We start from the raw sequence: 25,332 nt of genomic DNA, 5'->3' as shown, positions 1-25,332 counted from the left end.
AAAAGCGGGTACGATGAGCCGGATAGAGTCGCCGCGACCGGTCTGCTTGATTATATGGAGGCAAACGAGCTTTCCCGATGCGCTTTCCGCCCGCCTTCCTCGACGAGATACGCGACCGCGTCCCGATTTCATCGGTGATCGGCACGCGCGTCGCTTGGGACAGGAGGAAGACCAATGCCTCGCGCGGCGACTATTGGGCCTGCTGCCCGTTCCACGGCGAGAAAAGCCCGTCCTTCCACTGCGAGGACAAGAAGGGCCGCTATCACTGCTTTGGCTGCTCGGCATCGGGCGACCATTTCAAGTTCCTCACCGAGCTCGACGGCATGAGCTTTCCCGAAGCGGTGGAGAAGATCGCCGAGATGGCAGGCGTGCCGACGCCGGTCCGCGACGTCCAGGAAGAGCGCCGCGAGAAGGAGCGCGCCAGCCTGACCGACGTGATGGAGATGGCGACCGCCTTCTTCCAGGAGCGCCTGCAGAGCCCGGAAGGGGCAAAAGCCCGCGCCTATCTCAGGGAGCGCGGATTGACGTCGGCGACGCAGCAATCGTTTCGGCTGGGCTACGCGCCCGACAGCCGCAATGCCCTGAAGGAGCATCTCGCGGCAAAGGGCGTGCCGAAGGCCGATATCGAAGCCTGCGGGCTGGTGCGGCATGGCGACGACATCCCGGTCTCCTATGACTGGTTCCGCGACCGCATCATGTTCCCGATCCCGGATTCGCGCGGCAAGATCATCGCCTTCGGCGGACGCGCGCTGGCGCCCGATGCTTTAGCCAAATACATGAACTCGCCCGATACCGAGCTCTTCCACAAGGGTAACGTGCTCTACAATTTCGCCCGCGCCCGCAAGGCACTCGCGAAAGGCGGCACCGTTATCGCGGTGGAAGGCTATATGGACGTGATCGCGCTGGCGCAGGCCGGCTTCGAGAACGCCGTGGCGCCGCTCGGGACGGCGCTCACCGAAAACCAGCTTGAATTGTTGTGGCGCATGTCGCCCGAGCCGGTGCTTTGCTTCGACGGCGACAAGGCCGGGCTGAAGGCGGCATGGCGGGCCGCCGATCTTGCGCTGCCGTCTGTACAGGCCGGGCGCTCGGCAAGCTTCGCGCTGTTGCCGGAAGGCAAGGATCCAGACGATCTGGTCAAGGCCGAGGGGCCGGACGCATTCCGTGCTGTGCTTGCCGACGCGCGACCGCTGGTCGATCTGTTGTGGATGCGCGAGACGGCGGGCGGTGTCTTCGACACGCCGGAGCGGCGGGCGGAACTTGGGAAGACGCTGCGCGAGCTGACCAGCCGCATCCGTGACGAAAGCACGCGCTATCACTACCAGCAAGAAATGCGCGAGCGCGAACAGAGCTTCTTCGGTTCGCAGCGCGGCCAGCGGCAGGGCCGTCAGGATGGCGGCCGGCCGGGAGAGCGCGGCCAGGGCAAGCCCCCGGCACTCGGCGGACAGTTCGCTAAGGGCGCGACCGGCCGCATCGCCATCACCGAAAGCCTCGGCCAGTCGGCGCTGGTCAAGCGCGGCGGCGAGGGCATGTCGGTGCGCGAGGCGACGATCATCGTGGCGCTGGTCAACCATCCGGCCCTGATCGACGAGAACTTCGCCCATGTCGAATTCCTTGACCTTGCCAATTCGGATTTGCGCACACTCCACGCCGCAATCCTCGATGCGATGGCGCATGACGCGGCCGACGACCGCGGCGCGGTTATCGCCACCATCGAACGGGCGGGCTGCGGCGGCATCTGGGAGAGGGCGGTGGCGCTGATCAAGCGGGCGCGGCAGTGGCCGGCGCTCGAAACTGCGGCGCTCGACGACGCCCGCGACGCCTTCAACCAGGCGCTGCACTTGCAGCGCAGCGCCCGCACATTACATAGAGAGCTGAAACAGGCGCAGGCGGCGCTCGATGCGGATCCCTCGGACGAAAACTTCCGGCATCTCGTCGAGATTCAAGCGCAATTCAACGATGTGCAGGCAACGGAAGCGCTGATCGAAGGGTTCGGCGTTTCGTCGGGCAGGGTTGGACGCGTTTAGGCCGGAACTGCTCCTGGAAATGAAGTGGAAATGTGCAGCGCGTCGAATCGACGCCTCTAAGTCGGGTAATTGATTCGCTTTTTTCATGCGAATCATGCCAGAGGCGCTTGACCTTCTGGCAGATTGGCGGAATCAGGACGATTCGAAACGTTAACCGTGCCCCGGCGTCGGCGGGAAATTTGAGCGATGTGAGGTATCGGTGACGTCTGGACAGGCAAAGTGCCTGCTCCAGATATCAGGGTTAATCTGGACTTAATGCATGTCGCCCAAAAGTGAAAACCGGTTTGGGACCAGCGACAGGCACAAAACAAAAGCGATGACGCGGTTGCCGGACCGATAAAAAGCGTTCCGGTGCGAGCGCATCCGGCATAACCAATTCGACAGTTTACGCGGCCTCGATATTCGGCCGCTTGGAGACGACAAAGAATGGCGACAAAGGAAAAGGAAGAGGTCGAGACCGAACGCGAAGGCGCCACCGATGGCCCTCTGCTCGACCTTTCCGACGATGCTGTCAAGAAGATGATCAAGGCCGCGAAGAAACGCGGCTATGTCACGCTCGACGAGCTCAATGCGGTGCTGCCCTCGGAAGAGACGGATCCGGATCGCATCGAAGACATTAATGCGATGCTCAACGACATGGGCATCAATGTCGTCGAGGACGACGAGCAGGGTGAAGAGAGCGAAGCCGAAGCGCCCGCCGACAGCGAGGAAGACGCCAACGAGCTTGCCGAGCAGACCGGCACCGCCGTCGCGGCCACCACCACCAAGAAAGAGCCGACCGATCGTACCGACGATCCGGTGCGCATGTATCTGCGCGAGATGGGCTCGGTCGAGCTTCTGTCGCGCGAGGGCGAAATCGCCATCGCCAAGCGCATCGAGGCCGGCCGCGAAACGATGATCGCGGGCCTATGCGAAAGCCCGCTAACCTTCCAGGCCATCATCATCTGGCGCGACGAGCTCAACGAATCGAAGATCCTGCTGCGCGAGATCATCGACCTCGAGGCGACCTATGCCGGCCCGGAGGCCAAGCAGGCGCCCGTCGTCGAACGCGTCGAGGAAGCGCCCAAGCCCGATGAGAAGCCGCGCGGCCGCGCGGCGGCGCGCGAGGAAGAAGACGACATCACCAATGTCGGCAGCGACACGCGCGGGCTGGAGGAAGAGGAAGACGACGAGGACGAGGCGAGCCTGTCGCTGGCCGCGATGGAAGCGGAGCTGCGTCCGCAGGTGATGGAGACGCTCGACGTCATCGCCGACACCTATAAGAAGCTTCGCAAGCTGCAGGACCAGCAGGTCGAGAACCGGCTGGCCGCCGCCGGCACGCTCTCGCCCAGCCAGGACCGCCGGCTGAAGGAGCTGAAGGATCAGCTGATCAAGGCCGTGAAGTCGCTGTCGCTCAATGCCGCGCGCATCGAGGCGCTGGTCGAGCAGCTCTACGACATCAACAAGCGCCTGGTGCAGAACGAGGGCAAGCTGCTTCGGCTCGCCGAAAGCTATGGCGTGCGCCGCGAGGAATTCCTCAAGGAGTATCAGGGCTCGGAGCTCGATCCGAACTGGACCCGCTCGATCGCCAACCTGACCTCGCGCGGCTGGAAGGAATTCACCAAGAACGAGAAGGATGCGATCAAGGAGCTGCGCGCCGAGATCCAGAACCTTGCCACCGAAACCGCCATCTCGATCCTGGAATTCCGCAAGATCGTGAACCAGGTGCAGAAGGGCGAGCGCGAGGCCGCGATTGCCAAGAAGGAAATGGTCGAGGCGAACCTGCGTCTCGTCATCTCCATCGCCAAGAAATATACCAACCGCGGCCTGCAGTTCCTGGATCTCATCCAGGAAGGCAATATCGGCCTGATGAAGGCAGTCGACAAATTCGAGTACCGCCGCGGCTACAAGTTCTCGACCTACGCCACCTGGTGGATCCGGCAGGCCATCACCCGCTCGATCGCCGACCAGGCGCGCACCATCCGCATTCCGGTGCACATGATCGAGACGATCAACAAGATCGTGCGCACCTCGCGCCAGATGCTGCACGAGATCGGCCGCGAGCCGACCCCGGAGGAACTGGCCGAGAAGCTCGCGATGCCGCTCGAAAAAGTGCGCAAGGTGCTGAAGATCGCCAAGGAGCCGATCTCGCTTGAAACCCCGGTGGGCGACGAGGAGGATTCGCATCTCGGCGACTTCATCGAGGACAAGATGGCGATCCTGCCGATCGACGCCGCGATCCAGGCCAATCTGCGCGAGACGACGACGCGGGTGCTCGCCTCGCTGACGCCGCGCGAGGAACGCGTTCTGCGCATGCGCTTCGGCATCGGCATGAATACCGACCACACGCTGGAGGAAGTCGGCCAGCAGTTCTCGGTGACGCGCGAGCGCATCCGCCAGATCGAAGCCAAGGCGCTGCGCAAGCTCAAGCATCCGAGCAGGAGCCGTAAGCTGAGAAGCTTCCTGGACAGCTGAGCGGAACGCATCCATACGAGATCGAAGGGCGCCTCCGGCGCCCTTTTTCATTTCCAGCCGCGCTTGCCGGGAACGACAGGCGGTAGGATACTCAACGTCGAACGCATTTCCGGACGGTTGGCCGGATGCCCCGGCAACGTCGCTCCGATGGGAGGTGTGCCATGACGACTTATATCTTGCTTCTCAACTGGACCGAGCAGGGCGCCAGGAATGTGCGAGAGTCGCCGAAACGGCTCGATGCCGCCAAGAAGCAACTGGGGGATATGGGTGGGTCGTTCAAGGCGTTCTATCTCACCATGGGCGAATGCGACATGGTGGCCGTGGTCGAGGCGCCCGACGACGCGGTGCTGGCGCGCTTCGCTCTCATGCTGTCCTCCGGAGGCAGCGTCAGGACGCGGACGTTGAAGGCGTTTCCGGAATTCGCCTATCGCGAGATCATCAGCTCGCTTGGATGAAGCGCTGCTGAAAAACAGTCGGGCCGACGCGTCGCATCGCGGCGCAGCGCGCGGTAGCCGATAGTCGCGCCATGCCCAAGCCGCTGTTGACCGTCTGGTACAACACGCGTTGCCCGGTGTGCGACGCCGGCATCAATCACCAGAAGCGGCGGCTGATCGAGGCGGTCAAGGCTGGCCGCGTGGAATTCCGCGACATCAATTTCGAGCCGGAAGCGCTTTCAGCCTTCGGCGCGTCGCTTGAGGATATCCGCCGCCGGCTGCATGCGACCGATGGCGAAGGGCGGCTGCTGGTCGGCGCTGATGTGGCGATCGCGGTCTGGCGGCTCACGCCGGGCGAGGGGTGGTTGGCGAGCCTGTTCGGCAACGTGATCGCGCTGCCTTTGACGCGCTTTGCCTACGACCGTTTCGCCGACCTTCTCTACGCCTGGAACCGGCGCAAGCGCCGCTGGTAGCCCGATCGCTTAGCGTTCGAGGCCGTGCGCGGGCTCCTTGGCATCATCCAAGATACATCGTAAGATATATCTTGACTCCCGACGCGATCGAACTTACGTAAGATATATCGTTAGATATAAATATGGAGCAAATCATGCACGGCAGACACAATCATTTCGGCGAGCGCATGTTCATGCATATGGCCGGCAAGTTCGGCGGCCGGGGCGGTGGCGGCGGCTTCGGCCCGTTTGGGGGCAGGGGCGGCGGACGCGGCGGCCCGGGCGACATGTTCCGCGCCGGCCGGATGCTCGCCGACGGCGATCTCAAGCTGATCACGCTGTCGCTGCTGGCAGACGCGCCGCGCCACGGCTACGACATCATCAAGGCGCTGGAAGAGCGCACCAGTGGCATCTACAGCCCGAGCCCGGGCGTGGTCTATCCGACGCTGACCTTCCTGGAGGAGGCGGGTTATGCGGTGTCTTCGAGCGAAGGCAACAAGAAGGTGTTTTCGATCACCGAGGCCGGCAGGGCGCATCTCGAGGAGAACCGCGAGATGATCGACAGCGTGCTCGACCATCTCGAGCGCTTCGGCCGCAAGATGGCCGCGGCGCGCGAATGGTTTGGCTGGGGCGACGACAAGGACGAGGGGCGCCGCGGCCGTTCGGAAAAGCGCGACCAGTTCCGCGCGCTGCGCCACCGGCTGCGCGCGGCACTCGGCGACATCGCCGACGCGCCGGAAGACAAGCAGGCCGAGGCGATCAGCATCCTGGAGGATGCCGCCGAGGCGATCGAGGCCCTGGCTCGTCGCTAACGCTTTCCGCAATTCTTCAGAACAGCGAAATAAGCCCGGAGCAATCCGGGCTTATTTCGTTCGGTTGGCGATCGATATGGGAAGTCAATCCTTGCCGACATATTCGCTGATCAGCTTCTCGTTGCGCGCCTTCTGGATCTTGGCGGTGGTCTCGGCCGAGATGCGTTCGTCGGTGCGGTACTTGACCAGGTTCACCAGGCTGCCGGTGAGCAGGAGGATGCCCATCGCCCAGTAGCCCTTGGTGGAGAGGTCGACCGGGGCCAGCCACAGCGACAGGCCGAGCATGAAATAGGCGGCGCCCACCGAGACGGTGTTGAACAGGATATAGGTCTGATTGCCGTTCATCGTATTGCTCCTTGGATGATCTGTTTCGGAAATTGCGGGTTCAGTTCAGGGATTTGAGGCGCGCCAGAACGTCCTCGGCGCGCACCTTGGTGGCCGGCCCGTGGCCGGCTTCGGCGAGGCGTTCGCGGATCGCCTCGTGGCGCAGCTCGCCGTCGATCTCGTCGAGGATGCCGGCCTCCTCGAACGGGTCGGGGCTGTCCTTGATGCGGGCGAGCAGTTCTTCCGCCTCGTTGATGCTCGCCGTGCGGCCGATCGAACGGTTGAGGCGCGACTGCGCTTTGCGTTCGGCATCGATCGCCCGGGCCGAGATCATGCCCTGGTTGAGATCGATGATGCGGCGATGCGCCTGTTCGACGGACAGACGCATGCGCAAGGTCTTCTCGCCGAGGCTCTTCACGGTGGCGCGGCGGACCTCGCGCTCATTCTCGAGCTCGGCGATCGCCGAGGCGCCGCCTTCGGCAAGGGCCTGGTTGTTGGCCGACAGCGCGCTCAGCGTACGGGTTTCCAGATCGGCGATGCGGCGGTCGAGCTGGTCGAGGCTGGCCTGCTCGGCACGCTGACGCACGATCAGCGAGGCGAGCGTCTGCTTGGCGGCGGCGAGGCCTGCCTCCGCGTCGCGGATGCGCTGGGCCAGAAGGTCGATGGCGAAACGATCCTTCAGATTGTCTTCGGCGCGAGCGCTGGCGCCGTCAAGCAATGTCTTGATCAGGCTAAACATGGGTCTTCTCCCTGTTGGTGTGAACATTGTTCACGATGTCAACATAACAGGAAATGAACATTGTTCAAGAAATATTTTGAACGCTGTTCACGAGGCGTGGGACATGGTAAACGGAAAGAAATGGAGATGAATTCCGGGCCGGGCGCTGGACAGAAGACAGGAAACAGCATGGCGCTGGACAAGGAAGAAACGAGCGAGAAGGTGCTCGCCATTGCCGAGACGCTGCTCAATGAGGGCGGCGCCGCAAATCTGAAGGCGCGCACCATCGCCGAGCAGGCCGGCATCTCGGTCGGATCGGTCTATAATCTCTTTGCCGATCTCGACGAGGTGCACCGCGCCGTCAACATGCGGCTGCTCGACCGGCTCGGCGCGGCCGGCATCGCGGCCATGGCCGATCTCGAAAGGCAAGGGGTGACCGATGTCCAGCATCGCATCCTGGCGATGGCGGCCGCTTATGTGCGGTTCGTCGAGGCGCATCCCGGCAGCTGGCCGGCGGTGCTTGCCTTCAACCGCCGCCGCGCGACGCGGCCTGGCCCCGACGCCTACGACGCGCTGCTCGACGAATTGTTCGACATCGTCGCCGGCGTGCTCAAGGCCGGAGACTTCGGCCTCGACGACAAGCGCCGCGCGCTTGCGGCGCGGACCTTGTGGTCAAGCGTGCATGGCATTGTGACCAGCGGCTATGTGGCGAATTCGGACAGCCGCCAGGCCGAGGAGATCTGGCATCAGATCGAGCTGCTGGTCGGTGTTTTCGTCAAGGGACTGGAACACGGCGGCGCATTCGCGCATGCTGAGACAAAGCCCGCGTGAACAGGGGCCAGCGTGAACAAGGGGCGCCGCGATTTCCTGGTGCCCGCGTGAAATGGGAGTTTTGAGAAATGTCTTTTCTGAAGAAGCTTTTTGGCGGCGGCGGTGGCGAGGCAACGGAAGCCGGCGCGGCCAAACCGGCAAAGCAGGTCGAGCACAAGGGGTTTCTCATCAGCGCGACGCCCTACAAGGCCGAGGGCCAGTACCAGACCTGCGGCGTCGTCTCGAAGGAAGTGGACGGCGTGTTGAAGGAGCACCGCTTCATCCGCGCCGACCGCTTCGCCGGGCTGGACGATGCCGTCGACATCTCGATCAAGAAGGGCATCCAGTTGGTCGACGAGCAGGGCGAGAGGATGTTCGGCTAGCCGGGCAGGGTCGGAATAGCCAGGCTTTCAATTACGGCTAGCTACTCAGAACGCGACCTTGTCGCCGCCCTTGAGCTGCAGGATCTGGCGCGCCTCGTCTGGCGTGGCGATCGAGGCGCCGAGGCCTTCGATGATCTGGCGCACCTTGGTGACCTGTTCGGCGCTGGAGCGGGCGAGCTTGCCCTTGCCGATCCACAGCGAATCCTCGAGGCCGACGCGCACATTGCCGCCCAGCGCAATCGCCTGCGTGGCGATCGGCAACTGATGGCGGCCGGCGCCGAGCACCGACCAGCGATAGTCGTTGCCGAACAGCCGGTCGGCCGTGCGTTTCATGTGGGCGACATCCTCCGGATGCGTGCCGATGCCGCCGAGGATGCCGAACACGCTCTGGACGAAGAACGGCGCCTTGACCAGGCCGCGCTCGACGAAATGCGCCAGCGTGTAGAGATGGCCGATGTCGTAGCACTCGATTTCGAAGCGCGTGCCGTTGTCGGCGCAGGTGCGCAATATGTGCTCGATGTCGCCAAAGGTGTTGCGGAAGATGCGGTCGCGCGAGGATTCGAGATAGGGCCGCTCCCAGTCATGCTCGAAGGTCTTGAACCGCTCCAGCATCGGAAACAGCGCGAAATTCATCGAGCCCATGTTGAGCGACGCGACTTCGGGGGCAAACATCTTCGCCGGCCTGACGCGCTCCTCCACGCTCATCGTCGCCGCACCCCCGGTGGTGATGTTGACGACGCAGTTGGAGCGCTGCTTGATGACCTGCAGGAACGGCGCGAAGGCCTCGGTAGATTGATCGGGGCGCCCGTCGACCGGGTTGCGGGCGTGAAGGTGGACGATCGCGGCACCCGCCTCGGCCGCCTCGATCGCCGCGGTCGCGATCTCCTCGGCCGTCACCGGCAGATGCGGCGACATCGACGGGGTATGGATCGAGCCCGTGACCGCACAGGTGATGATGATCTTGTTCTGGTTCGCCACTTTTGATGCCCTGACTTCCTGTTTTGACCGCGCCTATTTGACCGCGCCTTGCGTGATGCCGGAGATGAACTGCCTCGACAGCACGATGTAGCGCAAGGTAATCGGCAGCGCCGCCAGTGTCAGCCCGGCGAACAGCACCCCCAATCGGTGGTGAATTCGTCAACGAACACGGTCAGCCCCTGAGGCAGTGTCCTCAAATTGTCGGGGGTGATCAGCACCAGGGGCAAGAAAAAGTCGTTCCAGATCGGCAGCGCGTTCTGGATCGCCACGATCACCAGCGCCGGCCGGGAGCCAAATACAGAATAGGCAGGCGCTGGCGGGCGCCTGCCTCTTTCATTTCCGGTGTGGCGATCAGGCCGCGGCGGCAACCTGCTCGGCATTGGCGGCAGCGATGGCGTCGACCTTGGCGGTGGCCTTGGCGAGCGCGGCGGTGACGGCGTCAGCGCCCATGCCCACGCCCTCGACGCGGATGACTTCAACGTCGGTCATGCCGAGGAAGCCGAGCACGCTGCGCAGATAGGGAACCGCGTGGTCCATCTGCACCGCGGCGCCTTCCGAATAGATGCCGCCGGAAGCGAGCACGATATAGACCTTCTTGCCGCTGACGAGACCCTTCGGACCGCCTTCGCCATAGGCAAAGGTCTTGCCCGAGCGGGCGACGTGGTCGACCCAGGACTTCAACGTCGAGGAGATGTTGAAGTTGATGAAGCCGGTGGCGAGGATGATCGTGTCGGCGGCGAAGACCTCGTCGAGCACGGCGTCGGAAACGCCGACGACCTCGGCTTGGCGCGGCGTGCGGGCTTCGGCCGGCGTGTAGATGCCGGTGGCGTAGTCAGGGTCGATATGCGGCAGCGGGTTGGCGACCAGGTCGCGCACGACGAGCGTGTTGGACGGATCGGCTGCAACCAGCTTCTGGGCAAGATCGGTGGCGACGCGGGTCGAGTGCGAAGCAGTGCCGCGCGGGCTGGAGGTTACGAGAAGAATAGACATGGCGGTGTCCCCTTGGGGTTGGATTGAACTTTCCCCCGCAATATGGGATTGCTGCCCCATCAGGATAACTGGCATAATCTATATATAATCCATCAACAAAACGGATGGACTGCCTATGCAACCGAACCCGACATTGGACCAGCTCCAAATCCTGGTGGCGGTGGCCGATACCGGCAGCTTCTCGGCAGCGGGGCGCAAGCTCAACCGGGCGCAGTCGGTGGTGAGTTACGGTATCGCCAATCTCGAAGCGCAGCTCGGCCTGAAATTGTTCGAGCGTGAAGGCGTGCGCGAGCCGCAACTGACGGATGTCGGTAAGGCGATGCTGGAGGACGCGCGACGCATGATCGGCGTGCTGCAGCGCATCCGTTCACGCGCCGACGGCTACCGGCAGGGGCTGGAGGCGGAAGTGGCGATATCGGTCGACGTGACACTGCCTTCGCCAGCGCTGGTGCGCGTGCTCAAGGCCTTCGAGGCCCAGTTTCCGGCGGTGATGCTGCGCCTTTATATCGGCTCGCTTGGCCTGATCGTCGATCAGGTTGTCAATGGCCAGGTGGATCTTGGCTTCGGCGGCCTGCAGGGCGATGCCGAAGTCAATCTGCTGTACATTGGCTTCACCTCGATGGTCCCGGCGGCGGCGCCCGACCATCCGCTGGCGAAACTGCCCAAGCCGGTCGCGGTCGAGGATCTGCGCGAGCATATCCAGCTCGTCGTCACCGACCAGTCGGAGCGGACGCGCGGGCGCGACTATGGCGTCTTTGCCTACCGCACCTGGCGGCTGACGGATGTGCGCACGAAGCACGCACTGATGCGCGAAGGTCTCGGCTGGGGCGGGTTGCCGCGCTGGCTGATTGCCGACGATCTTGCCAGCGGCCGCTTGGTCGAACTCGATCTCGAGCCTTATCGCGAGGTTCGTTCGCCGATGTATGCCATGCACCGCAACGACCGCAGCCCCAAGCCGGCGGCGTCCTGGTTGATCGACGAGTTCAAGCGGCAGCTGGGCTGCTTCAACGAGATGGAGCCGGGCGTGTGGACGGAGGAGGGGCCGGAGACAAGCCGTCCATGAGCGCAATCAGCACCGCGCGATAATCCTCGGCAGACGCGCCGGCCTCGATGGCTAAAGCTGCCCGGTCGAAGGCGGCCGCCAGCAGGGCGGTCAGCGCTTCGGCCGGCAATCTGGTCATCGCTTGCGCCCGCATCGCGGCGACCAGGCCCTCGCGCAGCGAGCGGTTGCCATGGCGGTTATCTATTGCGTCCATGGCGGCGCGGCCAAGCACGGCCGGGCCGTCTAGCAGCAGAAGGCGTGTGCGGCCGGGCGCTCGCATGGCCTTGAGATAGGCGTCCGATCCGGCGATCAAGGCGTCGCAGGCGGAAAGCGAGGGCGGGGAGGCATGGTCGATCTCGGCAGCCACTGCCGCCGCCTCCTGTTCCACGACCGCGGCGAACAGCGCCTGCTTGTCGGCGAAGTGATGATAGAGCGCGCCGCGCGTCACGCCGGCCTCGGCGACGATCTCGGGCGTGCCGGTCTCGGCATAGGATTTTTCCGTAAACAGCTTTCGCGCCGCGCGGATCAGATCGGCGCGCGTCGCCTCGGTACGATCGCGGTTGGAACGGCGTCCGGACTCCTGTTGCATACATGCAGCCTGTATGTTATTTGCATTTACATACAGACTGTATGTTGGATGCGAGGAGAAGGAAAGATGAAGACGACCAGCTATTATCCGGTGCTGATGACCGGCGACGTCGCGGGCACCGCGGATTTTTATGTCACGCACTTCCGCTTCGAGCCGCTGTTTGCGAGCGACTGGTATGTCCATCTGCGCTCCAGCGAGGACCGGCGCGTCAATCTCGGCATCGTCCAGGGCGACCATGAGACGATCCCGCAAGAGGGGCGCGGACGCACATCCGGCCTGCTGATCAATTTCGAGGTCCGCGATCCCGACGCCGTCTACGAGCGCGTCGTCGCCGCCGGCCTGCCGATCCTGCGCACGCTACGCGACGAACCGTTCGGCCAGCGCCATTTCATCACCAGGGATCCCAACGGCGTGCTGATCGACGTCATCAAGCCGATCCCGCCGAGCGAGGAATTTTTGGCGCAATATGCCAAGGGCGCAGCGCAAGCCTGAGCTTCGCGCTCGCGGCATATGTCGGCATTCGGCTCCGACTATATGGCCGGAAACCTTCGTGGCGATCTATGCTGGCAAGAGTGTTGAAACCGGATTCTGCCGCATGCGGGACACATGCCTTTTTCGTGCGCCCTCCAATCTCGGGTTGCGGCCTTTGCGGCCTGGCCACGTTCCCGGTACCTGGCGGGCACCGGAGGCTTTGACCAAGGCCGGTCTCGTCGAAACCGTGGCGCCTGCCGCTGTGATCGATCTGGAGCGGCCGGCCTACAGCGCCTCACCGGAGCCCGGCACCCGGCTGCGCAACGGCCATGCGATTCGCCGCTTCAACCTCGAATTGGCAGATGCAGTCGCCGATGCGCTCGTGCGCGGCGAGTGGCCGCTGGTCATCGGCGGTGATTGCTCGGTGCTGCTCGGCGCGTTGGCGGCCGCGCGGCGATCGGGTCCCGTCGCGCTGGTGCATGTCGACGGCCACAGCGATTTCCGCCATCCCGGCAACTACGATGCCAACGCTACACTCGGCTCGGCCGCCGGCATGGATCTGGCTCTTGCCACCGGGCGGGGTGAGCCGCTGCTCACCGAATGGCCGGGCATTGCCGGTCCGCTGGTCGCGGACGAAGCGGTGGTGCAGATCGGCGAGCGCAACAGCCGCGATCCCGACTTTGCTTGGGCCGATATCAACGCGACCGCGATCACACGCATCGACGTCTTCGCGGTCCGGGAAATGGGCTCGGCGGGAGTGCTGGACCACACATGGGCAGCCCTGGCGCGCGCCGATTGCCCCTATTGGCTGCATCTCGATGTCGATGTGCTCGACCAGACGGTGATGCCGGCCGTGGATTCGCCCGGCAGTCCCGGCATCGATCTCGACAATCTCGTGGCGATCCTGTCGCCATTGGCGGAAGACCGGCGATGCATCGGCATGGATATGACGATCTTTGACCCGGAACTCGATCCGACCGGCGAGTTGGCACTGTTGCTGGTGTCGCTGCTCGAGCGGGTCGTCAGACCCGCATAGGGATCAACTCCGAGCCACCGGCACCACCGCCACCTGGCTGACGCCGGTGCGGCGCACGACGGTGCAGAGCGTTTCGCGGCCGATGCGCTCGGCGTCGAGGATGCGCACCAGATCGTCGACGCCGGTGACCGGCCGTCCGTCTATTGCCGCGATGATGTCCCCTTCCTTCAGACCGGCCTTGGCGGCGGGTCCGTTCTTCTCGACGCTGCGCAGGCGCACCGCCGTGTTCGTGGTCACCTGCGACAGGAGTGCGGCGCGGCGCGGCAGGTTGGTCGTGTCGGCGGAGACGCCGATGAAGGCCCGGCGCACGCGGCCGAAGCGGATGATCTCGGAGATGACGAAATTGGCGGTGTTGGAAGCGACCGCGAAGGCGATTCCTTGAGCGCCGTGGATCATGGCGGTGTTGACGCCGATCACCTCGCCGGCCGACGACACCAGCGGCCCGCCGGAATTGCCGGGATTGAGCGCTGCATCGGTCTGGATGACGTCGTCGATCAGCCGGCCGGTCGAGGCGCGCATCGAGCGGCCGAGCGCGGAGACGACGCCGGCGGTCACGGTCCATTCGAAGCCAAGCGGATTGCCGATGGCGATCGCGATCTGGCCGCGGCGCAGGCGCTTGGAATCGCCGAGCGGCGCGACGTCGGCAAAATTGCCGTCGGCCCGGACCAGCGCTATGTCGGTATCCGGATCGCGCCCAAGCACGTGGCCTTCGCGCGCGGCGCCGTCCGGCATCGTCACGCGCACGGCGCGCGCGTCACCGACGACATGGAAGTTGGTGACAATGAGCCCATCCTGCGCGATGACGAAGCCGGAGCCATGGCCGCCGGCGCCGATGCGCTCGATGCGGCAGACGGCCGGACCGATGCGGTCGACAGCGTCGGCGACGGATGCCGAGTAGGCGTCGAGCAAGGTGTCATCGGATGGAAGTTTTTCGGCTGCGAAAGCCATCGGTGTGTTCCCATGTGATCTTGCGGAATGATGACTATATGTGCGGAGCGGCCGCATGTGCCGCGACCTGACCAAATGGCCAGTCCGGCTGCCGACTAGCCGTCAGGCGAGTACCCGCGACGGCACTATGGAGCGATATCTGGGTCACCGAACCCAGGAGACAGTCTTATGAGCGACTTCAATCTCAGTGCCTTTTCCGACGCGATCGCCGATGTCGCGGCCACCGCTGCTCCGGCGCTGGCGAGTTTCGTCACGCACCATCACCGCACCGCGAGCGCCTTCCATTGGCGCGACGGCTACTTTGTCACCGCCGAGGAAGCGGTCGAAACCGGCGAGGAAATCGAATTGACGCTGGCCTCCGGCGAAACCGCCAAGGCGGAACTCGTCGGCCGCGATCCATCGACGGGCGTTGCCCTGCTGAAGCCGGCTTCCGGCGCTGCCGGTTTGCCGCAACTCACTCAGGCTGGCACTGTGCGGCCCGGCAATCTGGCGATCGCCGTCGGCAGCACCGAGGGCGCCGCGCTTGCGGTGTTCGGCTCGGTCGGCGAGGTCGGTCCGGCTTGGCGCTCCATGCGCGGCGGCACCATCGACCGGCGCATCAACCTCGCCATCAACACCGGCGGTCGCTTCGAGGGTGGGCCGGTGCTCGACGCCAAGGGCGGCCTGATCGGCATGCTCTTGTTTGGGCCGCGCCGGCGAGCCCTGGTGATGCCCTATGAGACGATCGAGCGGGCGGTGGCGACGCTGCGCGAAAAGGGTCATGTGGCGCGTGGCTACCTTGGCGCCGGGCTGCATCCGATCCGCAATGGCGACACGAAGGGCGCCATGGTGATGAGCCTCGACGACAACGGCCCGGCCAAGGCCGCCGGCCTGCATGTCGGTGACATCGTCGTCGCCTGGAATGGGGAGGCGGTGCACGGCCCGCGCGAGCTGATCCGCAAGCTCGGTCCGGACAGTGCCGGCACGACCGTGACGCTCGGTGTTTCTAGCAGCGGCGCCGAGCGCGACGTGTCTATCACCATCGGCGAAAAGCCGCTGAGCTGAGAGGGCTGATGGCAAGCAGCGCAGCACAAGTGATCGCAAGAACGGAACCGTCAGCCCACCGGCTGACGGTTCTGGTGGCGCTCGGTGATGCCCAGCGCGCCGAGCAGCTTGCCGATGCGCTCGCCGCCAGCGACGATCTGCTGCCGACACTGGCCGGGAGCACCGGTCAGGCGGCGGACGTCGCGGTGACCGACGACACGGCTTTGGAAAGCCGGGCCGTCGGCTTGACGATGCCGGTCGTGCTGCTTTCCCGTCGCAGCGGCCACGAGCGGCTTTCCGGCAACGTGGTTGCCGTGCTGCCGCAGTCGGCGGATAGCCTGTTGATCGCCGCCGCGGCGCGGTTGGCCGCCTCCGGCTATCACATAAGCAGGTTAGGATCGCCGGAGGTCGCGCATGCCGATTTCCATGACGCCCTCGCCGACGAGGATGTACCGGACGACAATCAGGCTCGCCCAGCCTTGTCGCCGCGCGAGGCGGAAGTGCTGGCGCTGCTGGCGGAAGGCGCGCCGAACAAGGTGATCGCCAGGCGGCTCAACATTTCCGTACACACGGCGAAGTTCCATGTCGCCGCCATCCTGATCAAGCTCGGCGCCGCCAACCGCACCGATGCGATCGCGATTGCGATGCGGCAGGGACTGGTGCTGGTCTAGCCCTTCCGGCGCGACGCTGCGTAATCCGCCTTGGCCCTTGCGCCACAGCCGTCTGCCGCGCAATTTGCCTCCCATATGCAGAGGGAGGAAGCAAAGATGCCGCTCAACGGAAAGACGCTGTTCATCTCGGGCGGATCGCGCGGCATCGGGCTGGCGATCGCGCTCAGGGCGGCGCGCGACGGCGCCAATGTGACGATCGCCGCGAAGACGGCCGAGCCACATCCGAAACTGCCGGGCACGATCTACACGGCGGCGCAAGAGATCGAGCAGGCCGGCGGCAAGGCGCTGCCGGTGCTTTGCGACATCCGCGACGAAGCGCAGGTCGCCGACGCGGTGGCCAAGACGGTGGAGCGCTTCGGCGGCATCGACATCTGCGTCAACAATGCCAGCGCCATCCAGCTCACCGGCACGCTGGAGACCGACATGAAGCGCTACGATCTAATGCATCAGATCAACACGCGCGGCACCTTCCTGGCCTCCAAGACGTGCATCCCGCACCTGAAGTCGGCGAAGAACCCGCATATCCTCAATCTGGCGCCGCCGCTCGACATGAAGGCCAAGTGGTTCAAGAATCATGTCGCCTACACGATGGCGAAGTTCGGCATGTCGATGTGCACGCTTGGCATGAGCGCGGAGTTCGCCAAGGACGGCATCGCGGTGAATTCATTGTGGCCGATCTCGACCATCGATACCGCCGCCGTGCGCAACCTTCTCGGCGGCGCGACAGTGGCGGCGATGAGCCGCTCACCCGACATCGTGGCCGACGCGGCGTATGCGATCTTCATGCGCCCGTCACGCGAGGCGACCGGTAATTTCTACATCGATGAGGAGGTGCTGCGCGCCGAAGGTGTGACGGACTTTTCGGTCTACGCGCCGGGCGCGGCCGATCAACTCGCTGGCGACTTCTTCGTCCCCGACGAGGTGTTTGCGAACTCGCAGACGAAGGTCAGAAGAATTTACTGAAGGTCGCGGCCGATCTTACTCCGCCGCGGCCTTCTTGCCCTTGGCCAGCGCCATGACGCGGTCGATATAGGCCAGCATCAGCGCCGAAAGCACGAAGGCCAGATGCATGATGGTCAGCCACATCAGCTGCTCCGTCGTGTAGGAAGCATGGTTGAGGAAGACCTGCAGCAGGTGGATCGACGAGATCGCGACGATGGTCGAGGCGACCTTGACCTTCAGCGAGCCGACATCAATCGTTCCCAGCCAATGGACCTCGCCGTCCTGCTCGTCGAAGCGGCTGACGAAATTCTCGTAGCCCGAGATGATCACCATCACCACCAGCGAGGCGACCAGCGCGGCATCGATCAGGCCGAGCATCTTCAGAATCGTGTCAGTGTCGCCGAGCGTGAAGGCGCTGATCACAAACTCAAAAAGTTTCTTGCCGAAGGACAGGGCATATGTCGCGAGCGCCACGCCGAGCCCGAGATAGAAGGCGACCAGCAGCCAGCGCGAGGCGAGGATGACGGATTCGATGGCGAGTTCGAGACGCTTCATGAAGGGTTCCGGTCAAGTTGCGGTAAAAGGGTATTTCGGCCAGACGGGGCCGGTTTTCAAGGCAAAAACCCCGCCGGAGAGGGGGACCGGCGGGGCTCAGTCATGTCCCGCTGGAGTCGGGACAGGGCAGGGAACGCCCTGCATCGAATTTGGGTGTCGCAATGCGGCAATTCAATGAGTTAGCTCGAATCGACAGGACAAATCTTCTTGAGCCAGGAAAGGAGAAGGCCCGTCCGACGCGGACGGGCCTTCATCTCAAGCGCTGATTCCAAAAGTCCGATCAGGATATTGAAATCAAACGATCATTGCTGATCGCTATTGCTCGCCACCGGCGCCACAAGCGAGGTGATGCGGCGGATGGCGACACGCCGGTTCTCACGGTTCGGACCGGGCGTGTTCACCTTGAGATATTGCTCGCCATAGCCCTGCGTGGTGAGGTTCTCGGCCGGGATGCCAAAGGCATTGGTCAGTGCCTCGGCAACGGCTTCGGCACGGCGATCCGAGAGGGCAAGATTTGCCTCCGGCGTGCCGACGGCGTCGGTGTGGCCTTCGATCAGGAAGGTTTCCGCCGGGTTCTTCTTCAAAAGCTTTTCCATGGCGTTGGCGACGCCTTCTAGCTTTTGCACTTCGGCGTCCGAGATCGTAGCCGAGCCGAAGTCGAAGTTCAGCGTGTCGAGATCGATACGCCGGGCGATGTCGCGCACGCGGGCCGACCGCTTCACTTCGTCAATCGAGTAGAGACGCTGCACCCTTTCCACCGGCGGCCGCTCGAGGAAGGTGTAGTAGTCGTCGTCGCTTTCGACATCCTCAGAGTTCAGGATGTAGTCCCGCTGCGGGATGTCGAGGCGCATCGGCGGCAGCTCGTCGCCGGGATCGCGCCACTCGTCGACATCGTTATAGTAGCGCTCGTCGACGTAGGTCAGCACATATTCGCGGCCATCCGGTGTAATGCGCGATCGCCGGATGACGTCGCCATTACGGTTGCGGATGGTGATGATCCTGACGCCGTTGTCGCGCTCCACGATTTCGCGAGTGCGGCCGCCCGACAGATCCTCGTAGTAGACGTCCCTGGCGCCGCGGCTGATGCGAGGCGCTTCGTTGCTTTCGACGAAGGTCTGGTTGTTGAATTGGAGGATCACACGGTCGCCGAGCTGCTTCACCACGTCCGCGCCCTGCGGCCGTTGGCGCTCGCGGACAACCTCCTGGGGCGTGAGGTCGACGCGCTTGCCTTTTTCTTCGGTGGCAGGAACGATCTTTTCAGGCTTGATCGCCTGCTGCGCCGTTTTGTCGTCGGTGGGCGGCGGCCCCTGATTGACAGGTGCCTGCTTTTCGGCTTGCTGCCCGGCCTGGTTGCCGCCTTGCTCGACGCCTGCTTGGCCATTCTCATTCTGGCCGGCTGGCTGACGGCCCTTGTGTCTGCGCATGGCGTCCTTCTGGCTGTCCAGGACAGGGGCCTCGTTCGGGTTGGCGGGCGCCGCGCCCTGCGCCGCATTGCCGCCATTCTCGGGCTGGTTATTGTTGGCCGGCTGGTTGTTGTTGGCAGGCTGTTCGCCCGTGGCAGGCTGCTGCTGCCCCGTCGCGGGCTGCTCCGTCAGCGGCTTCTTGGCTTGCTTCTTGTTCTGGTTCGAAGGCTGTTCCTCCTGAGCCGGTGCCTGCTCGGTTCCGGGAACCGGCAACGGCTTGAGCTTGCGAGAGCCCTGATCTGCGGGCGCCTGCTCGGCAGGGGTCTGGCCTTGCTCGGCAGGTTGCTGGGCCTGCTTGCGTTTCTTCCCAGGTTGGTTGTCATTTGCAGGCTGCTCTGACGGCTGTTCCGCCGGCGCGGCTTCCTGCTGCTGATTGAGCTTCTTCTTAGGCAGTTGCTGCTGCTGCTCGGGGGTGGCCTGCTCGGCTGGCGCCGTCTCGCCTTGCTGCTGCTGATTGAGCTTCTTCTTGCGCAGTTGCTGCTGCTGGTCCGGGGCGACCTGCTCGGCCGGCGCCGTCTCGCTCTGCTGCTGCTGATTGAACTTCTTCTTTCGCGGTTGCTGCTGCTGGTCCGGGGCAACCTGCTCGGCCGGCGCCGTCTCGCTCTGCTGTTGCTGATTGAGCTTCTTCTTTCGCGGTTGCTGCTGCTGGTCCGGGGCGACCTGCTCGGCCGGCACCGTCTCGCTCTGCTGCTGCTGGTTGAGCTTCTTTTTGCGCGGTTGCTGCTGCTGGTCCGGGGCGACCTGCTCGGCCGGCGCCGTCTCGCTCTGCTGCTGCTGGTTGAGCTTCTTCTTGCGCGGCTGCTGCTGTTGGTCGGGAGCAACCTGCTCGGCCGGTGCCGTCTCGCTCTGCTGCTGCTCGTGCCGCTTCTTGCGCGGCTGTTGCTCGGTCTCGGCGGGTGCCGCCTGCTCGGCTGCCGGCGCCGATTCGCCTTGCTGCTGCTGTTCGCGCTTCTTTTTGCGCGGCTGTTCGGCTTCCCCCTTCTGGCCGCCACCTTGTTGGGCGCATTCCTCGGCCGACTGGCCTTCGGCACAGGCGGCCTGGGCCAGGACGAGCGGTGCGCTGTGCAGGTTGCCGGAAGCGACACCCCCCTGCAGCGGGTACGCGCCCAACGGCGCGGATGCCATAAGCAGGCCGATTGCCGTGCCCGCCAGAATCCGTGGTTGGCGTTTCATATCAATTTTCTCCTAGTGGGGTCCCATCCCTGCCCAAACTTTCATCAACCGCAATTGGTTCCGTTACAAGGCATTGGGCGCCAGCCAAGGATGTTCGGCCGGCCTTTTGAAGGCAATTTCGTGTTTTTCTAATGTTGATACCGGGTCACAGTGGCAGTAGCGCTTGACCGGAGGCCCATCGGGATCCAAATCCAGCCGCATGAACGCGCCATTCTGGAAAACCAAGACGCTTGAGACGATGACCCCGGCCGAGTGGGAATCGCTTTGCGACGGCTGCGGCAAATGCTGCCTGTCGAAGCTCGAGGACGAGGATACGGGCGAGATATACTGGACGAGCGTCGGCTGCCGGCTGTTCGATGCCGACAAATGCCGCTGCTCGGACTATGAGAACAGGCTTGCGCGCGTGCCCGATTGCGTCGGGCTGACGCCGCAGAATGTGCGCACCATCACCTGGCTGCCAAAAACCTGCGCCTACCGGCTGATCGCCGAGGGCCACGACCTCTACTGGTGGCACAGGCTTGTTTCGGGAAGCGCGGAGACAGTTCATGAAGCCGGCATTTCGATCCAGGGGCGGGTGAAGGCCAAGGAGACCGACCTCGCCGAGCCGGACGACTATTTTGACTATATATTGGACGACGAACCCTGAGAGGGCTCGTTTTGACGGGGAACGACGACCCCTGAGGTTCGCGCTTAAGCACGACGAGCGACGAACCCTGGCGGGTTCGCGCTTTAGATGACGAGCGACGAACCCTGGCGGGTTCGCGCCTAGACGACGAGCGACGAACCCTGACGGGTTCGCGCTTAGATGAACCGGCCATGAACGACCGGTTCGAGGGAAGTTCAGACTCAACAAGGCATTTTCCAGTCCATCGGTTTGACGGGTAAGAGCCCACAACAAGGAGAGAGACGATGTTCAACGCGATCAAGACGGCGGCACTTTCGGCCCTTATCGGGCTCAGCACGCTCGGCGCGGTCATCCCGGCGCATGCGGACAGCCTCTATCTCGGCTTCGGCAACAGGCAAGACCCGCGTTTCGGCGTCTACTCCGGCGATGACGACGACTATAGCCGCCGCGACTGGCGCCGTGACCGCGACTGGCGCAGCTGCTCGCCGGATCGCGCGCTCGACAAGGCCGAACGCATGGGCCTGCATCGCGCCCGCATCGTCGACATCAGCCGCCGGACCGTGAAGGTGGTTGGCCGCCAGTATGGCGACCGCGTGGTGGTGGTGTTCGCCAACGAACGCGGCTGCCCGATCATCTACCGCTGAGCCGTGTGAGCGGGAAGGATGATCGTCTGCGAGGATCGCCTGTAGGACATGGCCTTCTGACGGGTCAGTCTCGAAAGGACGATCCTCTGCGACGATCGCCTGTGGATATGATCCTTTGCGAGGATCAATCCTGACTAGCGGAGCCCCTCGAGGTGAGGCGCGGCTCGAAAAAAGCCCCGGAGGATCGATCCTCCGGGGCTTTTGTTGACGGCATGCCCGCGATGCGGGCCGGATGTCATTTCAACTCGAAGGTAACCGTGACCTGGACGTTGTAGGAGTTCTCGCCAGCCTGTACCGGCACGGCCGAACGGGCGGCATCGAAGGACTTGGCGGCCATCGGCATCGGCACCGGCGCAATGTTCTGGTCGGTGATCTCGAGCACCTTGCCCAGGCTGACGCCGGCGGCTTCGGCAAGCGTCTTCGCCTTCGCCATCGCATCGGCGACAGCCTTCTTGCGCGCCTCGGTGATCGTCGCCTTCGGATCGTCATTGGTGAAGGCGATGCCGCCGCCCTGGTTGACGCCGAGCGATACCGCCTTGTCGAGGATCTCGCCGGTCTTGTCGACGTCGCGCACGCGCACCGAAAGCGTGTTGGTCACCTGGTAGGCGACGAGCTCGGCTTCCTGGCTGCCGTCGGCCTTGTTGGTGTAGTTGTAGCGCGGGTTGATCTGGATGCCCGCCGTCTGCAGGTCGCGATCGACAATGCCGGCGGATTTCATGGCCGCAATCACCGCGGCCATGGCGTCGTTATTGGCATCGAGCGCCTCGCGCGCGCTTTTTGCCTCGCGCATGACGCTGAGCGAGAGGATCCCCATGTCCGGCGCCACCGTCGCTTCGCCTTCACCCGATACGATGATGCGGGGAGGCGGCTGTGTGTCGGCGGCGCTTGCCAGCGCCGGGAACGCGACCACGGCAGCGAGCGCGATGGGCAAAAGATGTCTGGTCATGAAAACTCCTCGATGTCTGCGGTCCGGCGCGCTTCGCGCAGCATCCGCCTCGACCCGCAATGGCATCGATACGGCAGCGCGGCGCAAAGCCCGGACCTGTTTCGCGCCATATGGGCGCAGGCCGCTCTACGGCGCGAATATGGGCTGATTTTGGCGTTTGGCGCCAGCGTCTTCGAAAGCCTTGTGCGAGGACAAGAAAAACACTAAGCCAGCCCGCGTGGGGCCTGTAGCTCAATGGTTAGAGCCGGCGGCTCATAACCGCTTGGTTGGGGGTTCGAGTCCCTCCGGGCCCACCATTATCGTTATTTATCAATGCTTTATAGGGTGATTCGCCACGAGTTTCGCCAACAGGTTCGCCAAGCATCGGCTTGCGTGTGGCCAGACGCAAGAATCGATCCATCCCCTGGACTGCCAGCTGTACCTGCGATGCCTCGCGCGAATAGAGCTCGGCATGTTCGACGTCGTCGTGACCGAGCACATTCATGAGCTGCCTGGTCGAAGCCTCTGCCTCGGCCAGATAGACGCCAAGCGCCTTCCTTAGTCCATGCAGGGTCAGCGCTTCGGCAAACCGGCAAGCTTGCACCAATGCGCCATCATTCCAGTCAGCGACTTGGCGTAGAACGGCTCTCCGGGGGAGCCAATCGTGATCGATTTCGTTCGTTAGGCCGCGCGGCTAAAGCGGTCCACTCTGAAATCGTCCAGCGGCGTTTCGCATTTGTCGGTGATCATAAGCTCGGCCATGGCGTCGCCGACGCCCGGGCCGAGCTGGAAGCCGTGCCCGCAGAAGCCGAAGGCGTGGAACAGGCCCGGCGTCGTCGCCGAGCGACCCATGACCGGCAGCATGTCGCGCACATAGCCTTCGCAGCCGGACCAAGTGCGGATGACTGCGACCTTGGCGATCGCCGGCAGCAGGCGCGCCACGGCGCGCAATTGCACCGGAAGGCGCATGGGATCGGCCTTCGCATGGCCTGGATCAAGGCCTACCGTCACTCTTTCGGCCGCGCCCCCGAAGACGATGTTGCCGCGCTCCACCTGACGCAGATAGGCGCCGTAGTCCTTGTCGCGTGTCCAGATGCCGACCACGGGCAGGATCCGGTGCGGCAGCGGCTCGGTCACGCCCATTTGTGGGCCGCGTGCGTCGAGCGGCACCGTTTCGCCGAATTGCGCGGCGACGCCCGCGCCCCAGGCGCCGGCGGTGTTGAGCAGGCATTCGGCGGCGAACGAGCCTTTCGAGGTGGCAACAAGGAAGCCGGAGCCGGTCTGCTTGATCGTCTCGACTTCGGCGTTCTCGACGATTGCCGCACCCAGCTTACGTGCAGCCTCGGCAAAGGCCGGCGCGATCAGCCGCGGGTTGCCGCTGCCGTCATGCGGCGAGAACGACGCAGCGATCGCTGCAGGACCGAGGCCGGGAAACCGGGAGCGGATTTCGCGCGGGCCTAGTTCCTCCAACTCGAGCCCCAAGGGCCGTGCCGCTTGAGCGTAGGCCCGCATGTCGGCAAGACTTCCCCCATCGAAGATCAGTCGGATATGACCTGTGGCGCGGAATTCGACGTCGCGGCCAAGCATTTTTTCGGCCTCGCCCCAGAGCTTGAGCGAGCGGTGGGCGAGCGGAAGCTGCGACAGATGACGCCCGGTGCGCCGGATGTTGCCGAAGGAGGCGACGGTCGCGCCTGCGCCGATCCGATTGCGCTCGATCAGCGTCACGCGCGCTCCCCGCCGGGCGAGGAAATAGGCCGAAGCCGTCCCCATCAGGCCGCCGCCCAGCACGATCACATCCATAGTCGTTCCTTGGTCCTTGAATGCATCCATCTTGTGGGCGCCGCGGCATTGCGTCAAAGATGGGTTTGGGCAAGACCCATAAGCTATACCTATGGAGTGGCAATGCGGGCCCGGCAGCTCGAAGTGTTCATCGCCGTCATGCGCGCCGGCACGGTGACCGCCGCGGCGCGGATGCTGAACATCTCCCAGCCCGCGCTCAGCCAGATATTGCTTCACACCGAGGACGAGCTAGGCTTCACGCTGTTCGAGCGCGTGAGGGGGCGGCTGCGGCCGACCCCTGAGGCGCTTGAACTCTTTGCCGATGCCGAAAGGCTGTCGGCGGGGCTCGATGGCTTGCGCCGCAAGACCACCGACCTCCGGCTGGGTCGGACCGGACTGGTGCGGGTCGCGGCGTCGCCGCCGCCGGCCATGGCGATCTTGCCGCGCGCCTTCACCAGATTCCGGGCGCAGCATCCCGACATATTGCTGCGTTCCCAGATGGCACCGATCGCGGCGATCATTGACATGCTGCGCGCTGGCGATGCCAGCCTCGGCGTGGCCCTGGACGACCGTTTGCCGCCCGATATCGAGGCTGAAGTGATCGGCAGCGTCGGCTTCGCCTGCCTGCTGCCCGCCGGGCATGCGTTAGCCAGGAAAACCCAGCTGACGCTGGCCGACCTCGTCGGCGAGGAACTGATATCCTACCGCGGCAACACCCGTCCCTCTGACGAACTGGCCCACGCTGCCCGCACGCAAGGTGTGACGCTTTCGCCGTCGCTGGAGATCGATGTCTCTATCTCCGCGGCGGGTTTCGTCCAGGCCGGCCTGGGCATCGGCCTGGTTGACGCGCTGCTGCCTTGGCATCGGTTCGCCGGGCTCACCGTCAGGCCGCTGGCGGCCGGGCCGGAATTCCCGATCGCGCTGCTCACGTCGCGCGCCCGGGCCCTTTCGCGGGCCGACGAGATGATGCGCGACGAAATCCGCACGGCCTGCTCCGCCGTTCTCGGTGAGCATCACGATAGGGCATAAGCAAGACTTATAACCTTGCCACTCATCCATCTTGGACC

The 25,332-nt window shown here is 64.2% G+C and carries 27 protein-coding genes, 1 tRNA gene and 1 pseudogene; 18 read left to right on the top strand and 11 right to left on the bottom strand.

Annotated elements, in window-relative coordinates:
• Positions 1-77: 77 nt before the first annotated feature.
• The 5 genes from dnaG to EN869_RS27095 all read left to right on the top strand — a co-directional run bounded on the left by dnaG (position 78) and on the right by EN869_RS27095 (position 6,176).
• Entirely contained in the window at positions 78-2,024 is a 1,947-nt protein-coding gene (gene dnaG, locus EN869_RS27115) for a DNA primase (RefSeq protein ID WP_127229865.1), read from the top strand.
• 426 nt (positions 2,025-2,450) lie between these two features.
• Positions 2,451-4,478, top strand: a complete 2,028-nt coding sequence (rpoD, locus tag EN869_RS27110; RefSeq protein ID WP_127229864.1) for an RNA polymerase sigma factor RpoD — start codon at positions 2,451-2,453, stop codon at positions 4,476-4,478.
• Between the two features lie 161 nt (positions 4,479-4,639).
• Positions 4,640-4,933: a GYD domain-containing protein gene (locus EN869_RS27105; protein WP_112126880.1), complete on the top strand. Its 294-nt coding sequence runs from the start codon at positions 4,640-4,642 to the stop codon at positions 4,931-4,933.
• 71 nt (positions 4,934-5,004) lie between these two features.
• Positions 5,005-5,385, top strand: a complete 381-nt coding sequence (locus tag EN869_RS27100) for a DCC1-like thiol-disulfide oxidoreductase family protein (RefSeq protein WP_189341278.1) — start codon at positions 5,005-5,007, stop codon at positions 5,383-5,385.
• 134 nt (positions 5,386-5,519) lie between these two features.
• A complete protein-coding gene (locus EN869_RS27095; RefSeq protein WP_167507088.1) occupies positions 5,520-6,176 on the top strand; it encodes a PadR family transcriptional regulator in 657 nt (218 codons plus the stop codon).
• Between the two features lie 84 nt (positions 6,177-6,260).
• On the opposite strand, the gene EN869_RS27090 is transcribed toward EN869_RS27095, so the two are convergent.
• Positions 6,261-6,521, bottom strand: a complete 261-nt coding sequence (locus tag EN869_RS27090) for a YiaA/YiaB family inner membrane protein (RefSeq protein ID WP_127229862.1) — start codon at positions 6,519-6,521, stop codon at positions 6,261-6,263.
• A 40-nt stretch (positions 6,522-6,561) separates the two neighbouring features.
• Entirely contained in the window at positions 6,562-7,239 is a 678-nt protein-coding gene (locus tag EN869_RS27085) for a PspA/IM30 family protein (RefSeq protein WP_127229861.1), read from the bottom strand.
• A gap of 168 nt (positions 7,240-7,407) precedes the next feature.
• Here EN869_RS27085 and EN869_RS27080 point away from each other — a divergent pair, with 168 nt between their 5' ends.
• Together EN869_RS27080 and EN869_RS27075 are read left to right on the top strand one after the other, a co-directional pair.
• The gene (locus EN869_RS27080) at positions 7,408-8,049 is read left to right on the top strand and encodes a TetR/AcrR family transcriptional regulator (RefSeq protein ID WP_127229860.1); all 642 of its coding nucleotides are present in this window, start codon (positions 7,408-7,410) and stop codon (positions 8,047-8,049) included.
• 68 nt (positions 8,050-8,117) lie between these two features.
• Positions 8,118-8,411: an HlyU family transcriptional regulator gene (locus tag EN869_RS27075; protein WP_127229859.1), complete on the top strand. Its 294-nt coding sequence runs from the start codon at positions 8,118-8,120 to the stop codon at positions 8,409-8,411.
• 45 nt (positions 8,412-8,456) lie between these two features.
• On the opposite strand, the gene EN869_RS27070 is transcribed toward EN869_RS27075, so the two are convergent.
• The gene (locus EN869_RS27070) at positions 8,457-9,389 is read right to left on the bottom strand and encodes a 3-keto-5-aminohexanoate cleavage protein (RefSeq protein ID WP_127229858.1); all 933 of its coding nucleotides are present in this window, start codon (positions 9,387-9,389) and stop codon (positions 8,457-8,459) included.
• Between the two features lie 351 nt (positions 9,390-9,740).
• Complete coding sequence (locus tag EN869_RS27060; protein ID WP_127229857.1) at positions 9,741-10,379, bottom strand: FMN-dependent NADH-azoreductase; 639 nt, start codon at positions 10,377-10,379, stop codon at positions 9,741-9,743.
• A 115-nt stretch (positions 10,380-10,494) separates the two neighbouring features.
• Here EN869_RS27060 and EN869_RS27055 point away from each other — a divergent pair, with 115 nt between their 5' ends.
• A complete protein-coding gene (locus EN869_RS27055) occupies positions 10,495-11,442 on the top strand; it encodes a LysR family transcriptional regulator (RefSeq protein ID WP_127229856.1) in 948 nt (315 codons plus the stop codon).
• On the opposite strand, the gene EN869_RS27050 is transcribed toward EN869_RS27055, so the two are convergent.
• Positions 11,384-12,010, bottom strand: coding sequence for a TetR/AcrR family transcriptional regulator (locus tag EN869_RS27050; RefSeq protein ID WP_127229855.1), 627 nt, complete (start codon positions 12,008-12,010; stop codon positions 11,384-11,386). The two genes, EN869_RS27055 and EN869_RS27050, sit on opposite strands and share 59 nt — an antisense overlap.
• A gap of 66 nt (positions 12,011-12,076) precedes the next feature.
• Here EN869_RS27050 and EN869_RS27045 point away from each other — a divergent pair, with 66 nt between their 5' ends.
• Both EN869_RS27045 and EN869_RS27040 read left to right on the top strand, forming a co-directional pair.
• A complete protein-coding gene (locus EN869_RS27045; RefSeq protein WP_127229854.1) occupies positions 12,077-12,502 on the top strand; it encodes a VOC family protein in 426 nt (141 codons plus the stop codon).
• 58 nt (positions 12,503-12,560) lie between these two features.
• A complete protein-coding gene (locus tag EN869_RS27040; RefSeq protein ID WP_245512385.1) occupies positions 12,561-13,517 on the top strand; it encodes an arginase family protein in 957 nt (318 codons plus the stop codon).
• Positions 13,518-13,520: 3 nt separating this feature from the next.
• On the opposite strand, the gene EN869_RS27035 is transcribed toward EN869_RS27040, so the two are convergent.
• Positions 13,521-14,465 (bottom strand): trypsin-like peptidase domain-containing protein, encoded by a 945-nt coding sequence (locus EN869_RS27035; protein ID WP_127229853.1) that lies wholly within the window; start codon positions 14,463-14,465, stop codon positions 13,521-13,523.
• Between the two features lie 168 nt (positions 14,466-14,633).
• Here EN869_RS27035 and EN869_RS27030 point away from each other — a divergent pair, with 168 nt between their 5' ends.
• The 3 genes from EN869_RS27030 to EN869_RS27020 all read left to right on the top strand — a co-directional run bounded on the left by EN869_RS27030 (position 14,634) and on the right by EN869_RS27020 (position 17,122).
• Positions 14,634-15,509 (top strand): S1C family serine protease, encoded by an 876-nt coding sequence (locus EN869_RS27030; protein WP_127229852.1) that lies wholly within the window; start codon positions 14,634-14,636, stop codon positions 15,507-15,509.
• Positions 15,510-15,517: 8 nt separating this feature from the next.
• Complete coding sequence (locus EN869_RS27025; RefSeq protein ID WP_127229851.1) at positions 15,518-16,159, top strand: helix-turn-helix transcriptional regulator; 642 nt, start codon at positions 15,518-15,520, stop codon at positions 16,157-16,159.
• A 96-nt stretch (positions 16,160-16,255) separates the two neighbouring features.
• Positions 16,256-17,122, top strand: a complete 867-nt coding sequence (locus EN869_RS27020) for an NAD(P)-dependent oxidoreductase (protein WP_127229850.1) — start codon at positions 16,256-16,258, stop codon at positions 17,120-17,122.
• A 15-nt stretch (positions 17,123-17,137) separates the two neighbouring features.
• Here EN869_RS27020 and EN869_RS27015 read toward each other — a convergent pair whose 3' ends face one another.
• Together EN869_RS27015 and EN869_RS27010 are read right to left on the bottom strand one after the other, a co-directional pair.
• Positions 17,138-17,656, bottom strand: coding sequence for a TIGR00645 family protein (locus EN869_RS27015; RefSeq protein WP_127229849.1), 519 nt, complete (start codon positions 17,654-17,656; stop codon positions 17,138-17,140).
• Positions 17,657-17,958: 302 nt separating this feature from the next.
• Positions 17,959-19,794, bottom strand: coding sequence for an OmpA family protein (locus tag EN869_RS27010; RefSeq protein ID WP_245489643.1), 1,836 nt, complete (start codon positions 19,792-19,794; stop codon positions 17,959-17,961).
• Here EN869_RS27010 and EN869_RS35225 point away from each other — a divergent pair.
• The 3 genes from EN869_RS35225 (at position 19,756) to EN869_RS27000 (ending at position 21,561) form a co-directional block, all read left to right on the top strand.
• On the top strand, positions 19,756-20,424 hold the full coding sequence (locus EN869_RS35225; RefSeq protein ID WP_245512384.1) for a hypothetical protein: 669 nt from the start codon (positions 19,756-19,758) through the stop codon (positions 20,422-20,424). The genes EN869_RS27010 and EN869_RS35225 overlap by 39 nt on opposite strands.
• 67 nt (positions 20,425-20,491) lie before the next feature.
• Positions 20,492-20,938, top strand: a complete 447-nt coding sequence (locus EN869_RS27005) for a YcgN family cysteine cluster protein (protein WP_127229847.1) — start codon at positions 20,492-20,494, stop codon at positions 20,936-20,938.
• Between the two features lie 263 nt (positions 20,939-21,201).
• Entirely contained in the window at positions 21,202-21,561 is a 360-nt protein-coding gene (locus tag EN869_RS27000; RefSeq protein WP_127229846.1) for a hypothetical protein, read from the top strand.
• 235 nt (positions 21,562-21,796) lie between these two features.
• On the opposite strand, the gene EN869_RS26995 is transcribed toward EN869_RS27000, so the two are convergent.
• Complete coding sequence (locus EN869_RS26995) at positions 21,797-22,507, bottom strand: SIMPL domain-containing protein (protein ID WP_127229845.1); 711 nt, start codon at positions 22,505-22,507, stop codon at positions 21,797-21,799.
• 220 nt (positions 22,508-22,727) lie between these two features.
• On the opposite strand from EN869_RS26995, the gene EN869_RS26990 reads away from it, so the two are divergent.
• Positions 22,728-22,803, top strand: a tRNA-Ile gene (locus tag EN869_RS26990).
• Positions 22,804-22,994: 191 nt separating this feature from the next.
• On the opposite strand, the pseudogene EN869_RS35220 reads toward EN869_RS26990, so the two are convergent.
• Both EN869_RS35220 and EN869_RS26980 read right to left on the bottom strand, forming a co-directional pair.
• A pseudogene (locus tag EN869_RS35220) lies at positions 22,995-23,090 on the bottom strand (integrase); the annotation flags it as partial.
• Positions 23,091-23,167: 77 nt separating this feature from the next.
• Positions 23,168-24,286: an FAD-binding oxidoreductase gene (locus EN869_RS26980; protein WP_127229905.1), complete on the bottom strand. Its 1,119-nt coding sequence runs from the start codon at positions 24,284-24,286 to the stop codon at positions 23,168-23,170.
• Positions 24,287-24,388: 102 nt separating this feature from the next.
• On the opposite strand from EN869_RS26980, the gene EN869_RS26975 reads away from it, so the two are divergent.
• Positions 24,389-25,294 carry a LysR family transcriptional regulator gene (locus tag EN869_RS26975; RefSeq protein ID WP_127229844.1) on the top strand — a complete coding sequence of 302 codons (906 nt, stop codon included), beginning with the start codon at positions 24,389-24,391 and terminating at the stop codon, positions 25,292-25,294.
• Positions 25,295-25,332 lie beyond the last annotated feature (38 nt).

The organism is Mesorhizobium sp. M2D.F.Ca.ET.226.01.1.1 (genome assembly GCF_004022705.2).
In the GTDB taxonomy this organism is placed as follows: domain Bacteria; phylum Pseudomonadota; class Alphaproteobacteria; order Rhizobiales; family Rhizobiaceae; genus Mesorhizobium.
The sequence above is the reverse complement of the archived record's forward strand: the minus strand, read 5'-3'. Positions and strand labels throughout refer to the sequence as shown.

Coding starts and splice junctions, on each gene's coding strand:
- EN869_RS27100 (WP_189341278.1), top strand. CDS start 5,005: ATGCCCAAGCCGCTGTTGACCGTCTGGTACAACACGCGTTGCCCGGTG.
- EN869_RS27055 (WP_127229856.1), top strand. CDS start 10,495: ATGCAACCGAACCCGACATTGGACCAGCTCCAAATCCTGGTGGCGGTG.
- EN869_RS26980 (WP_127229905.1), bottom strand. CDS start 24,286: ATGGATGTGATCGTGCTGGGCGGCGGCCTGATGGGGACGGCTTCGGCC.
- EN869_RS27035 (WP_127229853.1), bottom strand. CDS start 14,465: ATGGCTTTCGCAGCCGAAAAACTTCCATCCGATGACACCTTGCTCGAC.
- EN869_RS27085 (WP_127229861.1), bottom strand. CDS start 7,239: ATGTTTAGCCTGATCAAGACATTGCTTGACGGCGCCAGCGCTCGCGCC.
- EN869_RS27050 (WP_127229855.1), bottom strand. CDS start 12,010: ATGCAACAGGAGTCCGGACGCCGTTCCAACCGCGATCGTACCGAGGCG.
- EN869_RS27005 (WP_127229847.1), top strand. CDS start 20,492: ATGAACGCGCCATTCTGGAAAACCAAGACGCTTGAGACGATGACCCCG.
- EN869_RS27090 (WP_127229862.1), bottom strand. CDS start 6,521: ATGAACGGCAATCAGACCTATATCCTGTTCAACACCGTCTCGGTGGGC.
- EN869_RS27025 (WP_127229851.1), top strand. CDS start 15,518: ATGGCAAGCAGCGCAGCACAAGTGATCGCAAGAACGGAACCGTCAGCC.
- dnaG (WP_127229865.1), top strand. CDS start 78: ATGCGCTTTCCGCCCGCCTTCCTCGACGAGATACGCGACCGCGTCCCG.
- EN869_RS27075 (WP_127229859.1), top strand. CDS start 8,118: ATGTCTTTTCTGAAGAAGCTTTTTGGCGGCGGCGGTGGCGAGGCAACG.
- EN869_RS26995 (WP_127229845.1), bottom strand. CDS start 22,507: ATGACCAGACATCTTTTGCCCATCGCGCTCGCTGCCGTGGTCGCGTTC.
- rpoD (WP_127229864.1), top strand. CDS start 2,451: ATGGCGACAAAGGAAAAGGAAGAGGTCGAGACCGAACGCGAAGGCGCC.
- EN869_RS27015 (WP_127229849.1), bottom strand. CDS start 17,656: ATGAAGCGTCTCGAACTCGCCATCGAATCCGTCATCCTCGCCTCGCGC.
- EN869_RS27095 (WP_167507088.1), top strand. CDS start 5,520: ATGCACGGCAGACACAATCATTTCGGCGAGCGCATGTTCATGCATATG.
- EN869_RS27000 (WP_127229846.1), top strand. CDS start 21,202: ATGTTCAACGCGATCAAGACGGCGGCACTTTCGGCCCTTATCGGGCTC.
- EN869_RS27045 (WP_127229854.1), top strand. CDS start 12,077: ATGAAGACGACCAGCTATTATCCGGTGCTGATGACCGGCGACGTCGCG.
- EN869_RS27105 (WP_112126880.1), top strand. CDS start 4,640: ATGACGACTTATATCTTGCTTCTCAACTGGACCGAGCAGGGCGCCAGG.
- EN869_RS27060 (WP_127229857.1), bottom strand. CDS start 10,379: ATGTCTATTCTTCTCGTAACCTCCAGCCCGCGCGGCACTGCTTCGCAC.
- EN869_RS26975 (WP_127229844.1), top strand. CDS start 24,389: ATGCGGGCCCGGCAGCTCGAAGTGTTCATCGCCGTCATGCGCGCCGGC.
- EN869_RS27030 (WP_127229852.1), top strand. CDS start 14,634: ATGAGCGACTTCAATCTCAGTGCCTTTTCCGACGCGATCGCCGATGTC.
- EN869_RS27080 (WP_127229860.1), top strand. CDS start 7,408: ATGGCGCTGGACAAGGAAGAAACGAGCGAGAAGGTGCTCGCCATTGCC.
- EN869_RS27020 (WP_127229850.1), top strand. CDS start 16,256: ATGCCGCTCAACGGAAAGACGCTGTTCATCTCGGGCGGATCGCGCGGC.